The sequence below is a fragment of the Sphingobacterium sp. 18053 genome, from assembly GCF_902706145.1.
GTDB lineage: Bacteria > Bacteroidota > Bacteroidia > Sphingobacteriales > Sphingobacteriaceae > Sphingobacterium > Sphingobacterium paramultivorum.
Map to the genome: position 1 here is coordinate 1 of NZ_CACSJW010000029.1, position 1,003 is coordinate 1,003.

The following is a 1,003-nucleotide window of genomic DNA, read 5'->3' on the forward strand; positions in this document are numbered from 1 at the left end:
GCCCCCACCTGCGGCGCAGCCCGAGGTCGTCGTGCACGGCCGCACGCTTGAGCCGGGCACCGAGGTGTCGATCCGCGGCGAGCGCGGCCGGTTCCGCTACATGCGGGCGACGACGACGAGCGCGGGCCGCCTGGTGCTCGACTTCATTGGCGGCCCGGCCGGGCATGAGGCGTGTCGCTCGTTTTACCCCGAGCGGATTCGCACGGTTCACCGCATCAACAAAACCCGCCGCAACGCGGCCTGATTCAAGCGAGGAGACACAAACGATGCGCAAGTGGATAGCGGGCACCGCGGTGGCCCTGGTGGTCGCCCTCGGGGCTCAGGTGGCCGCCGGTGTCGGCATTGTGGTGGGCCTCGGCCAGGTGCCGGGCGACTTGAACGATCTGCCCGAGCTGACCGACGACTGACCACCACGAAACGCGAAACGCCGCAGGCTGCAACGCTTGCGGCGTTTTCGTGTTGACAGGTCAACACCACGCATGCTTAACTGTTGACAGCTCAACACCGACACCGCAAGCGCGGGGCAACCGGCCCCGCCCCGAGCCCGAGGAGGGCCTCATGCACAACACCCACGTTTACGGCGAGTCGGCTGTTGAGTTCGCCGTCGGCCAGCGGGTCGCGGTTCACCCGATCACCCCGCAGTTCATGCAGGGCGACCGTTACGGCGAGGTCGTGCTCGTCGGCCGCACTCGCGTGTCGGTGAAGCTCGACCGATCGGGTCGCACGCTGCGGTTCTCGCCGCAGAACCTCGCCCACATGGCCCGCGACTAGCGGGCCTCGGGCAGGTAATCGAAACAATCGCAACGGGATAGGAGCCCACGAGACCTCTCTACATCTCGTATGCCGTCTTCTGCTTGAAAAAAAAAACGAGCATTGCTGCGGCGCTGTTCTGTAGCGTACCAATCTGTTCACCCGCTTCCACCAGACGAGGGAAGAGTCGGCGTGGAATACCGGTGGCTTGGAAAATGTGCGGACTGAAATCGCGTTGCTGGATATGCAGCAG

The 1,003-nt window shown here is 65.0% G+C and carries 3 protein-coding genes; all 3 read left to right on the plus strand.

Going from position 1 to position 1,003, the window contains the following annotated elements:
* The coding region (locus tag GVK91_RS27115; RefSeq protein ID WP_200845722.1) for a hypothetical protein at positions 1-244 on the plus strand (244 nt) is incomplete at its 5' end.
* A 22-nt stretch (positions 245-266) separates the two neighbouring features.
* Complete coding sequence (locus GVK91_RS27120) at positions 267-407, plus strand: hypothetical protein (RefSeq protein ID WP_015967727.1); 141 nt, start codon at positions 267-269, stop codon at positions 405-407.
* Positions 408-558: 151 nt separating this feature from the next.
* Entirely contained in the window at positions 559-771 is a 213-nt protein-coding gene (locus tag GVK91_RS27125; RefSeq protein WP_015967728.1) for a hypothetical protein, read from the plus strand.
* Positions 772-1,003 lie beyond the last annotated feature (232 nt).

Coding starts and splice junctions, on each gene's coding strand:
- GVK91_RS27125 (WP_015967728.1), top strand. CDS start 559: ATGCACAACACCCACGTTTACGGCGAGTCGGCTGTTGAGTTCGCCGTC.
- GVK91_RS27120 (WP_015967727.1), top strand. CDS start 267: ATGCGCAAGTGGATAGCGGGCACCGCGGTGGCCCTGGTGGTCGCCCTC.